Source organism: Staphylococcus rostri (assembly GCF_002902145.1).
In the GTDB taxonomy this organism is placed as follows: Bacteria; Bacillota; Bacilli; order Staphylococcales; family Staphylococcaceae; genus Staphylococcus; species Staphylococcus rostri.
On the sequence record NZ_PPRF01000124.1, the window covers coordinates 1 to 1,603 of the forward strand.

1 protein-coding gene is annotated in these 1,603 nt (G+C 36.9%); it reads left to right on the top strand.

The window, feature by feature from the left end; translation table 11 throughout:
- Window positions 1-117: 117 nt before the first annotated feature.
- Window positions 118-1,404, top strand: coding sequence for a dicarboxylate/amino acid:cation symporter (locus CD122_RS11310; RefSeq protein WP_103359028.1), 1,287 nt, complete (start codon window positions 118-120; stop codon window positions 1,402-1,404).
- Window positions 1,405-1,603 lie beyond the last annotated feature (199 nt).

Sequence of the window (1,603 nt, forward strand, 5' to 3'; positions counted from 1 at the left end):
AGTTAGGGCTGATTATATAATATAACTACCTTATAGAAAGGATTAGACATTTATGGGTGAGCCAACTAAATAGGGCACAGTGTTTAAAACACTATTAACAAGAAGGGGATGAAAATAATGAAATTTAAAGGATTAACAGTCAAGATAATTGTTGCACTCGTCTTAGGGATTGCTGTAGGTTCAATTTTCAACTTTTATGAAGGTGCAAAGTTTGTGCTTTTCACAGATCAATATATTTTTAATGTGATTGGTCAAGTCTTTCTAAATCTCATATTTATGTTAGTTGTACCGGTTGTTTTTGTATCTATTGTACTTGGTGTAATAGGCGTTGGGGATCCAAAGTTATTAGGTGGCATTGGACTTAAAACGATGGTCTTCTTCCTATCCACAACAGCTTTGGCAATTATGTTAGCTATGTGCTTAGCCATACTAGTAAAACCAGGTGCCGGACATTCTGACTTATTAAAAAGTGATGAAGTAACATCGTATCAGAAAGAATTAACAGCACAAAAGAAAGCGGAAGATTCACCAATTAACCAAACATTTGACCAAACGGTGATTAACTTCTTCCCTAAAAATGCTGTTCAAGCAATGACTGAAGGCAATATGCTTCAAATTATCACTTTTGCAATATTTATCGGTATTGGTATCATGATGGTTGGTGAAAAAGCAAAAGTCGTACATAAGTTCTTTGATCAGTTTAATGAAGTACTGATGTATATTATTTCAATGATTATGAATAAATTTGCGCCAATCGGAACATTTGGTCTTGTTGCACACGCATTTACAGGCGCAGGATTCGGTGCAATCCGACAACTAGGCTTATACTTTATTGTAGTACTAGCCGCACTTTTGATTCACTTCTTTGTCGTATATGGTGGCGCAGTAAAATTCTTAGCCAAACGTAGTCCAATTGAATTTTTCAAAGGCTTTTTCCCAGCAATTACAGTTGGATTCGGTGGCTCAAGTTCTAACGCCGCATTACCAGTCTCAATGGAATGTACAAAACGTATGGGTGTTAAACCTGAAATTGCGTCATTTGTTCAACCATTAGGTGCAACTGTAAACATGGACGGAACAGCCATCATGCAAGGTGTTGCGACAATCTTCATCGCACAATTAATGGGCGCTGACTTAACAATTGTGCAACTCATTACAGTTGTTTTAATCGCGGTTATCGCATCAGTCGGTACGGCAGGTGTCCCAGGTGTAGGGCTCATCATGCTTGCTATGGTATTAACAGCTGTTGATTTAAACCCAGCTGCGATTGGTATCATTCTGGGTATTGACCGCTTACTTGATATGTCACGTACAGCCGTTAACATTACGGGAGATGCTGCATGTGCACTCATCTTATCAGAACGTGAAGGCCGTAAATTGAAAGGCCATATGCACGCTGAGTAACACATAATATAAAAGATAGAAAACCCCTGATTTATGCGTTTTATAACGTACTGAATCAGGGTTTTATCGCTGTATAAAGTAATATTTAGTGATTTCAAGTTTCGATAATATAATCTGTTTTTTAAACCTTAATTTACCGAGCGATAAAAGATTTGAGATATATGTACAAATTAACGCTATTAAGATAGATGAATAATAA

What these genes read in the sequence shown, in the direction of transcription:
- CD122_RS11310 (WP_103359028.1), top strand. Translation starts at nt 118, where the DNA reads ATGAAATTTAAAGGATTAACAGTCAAGATAATTGTTGCACTCGTCTTA.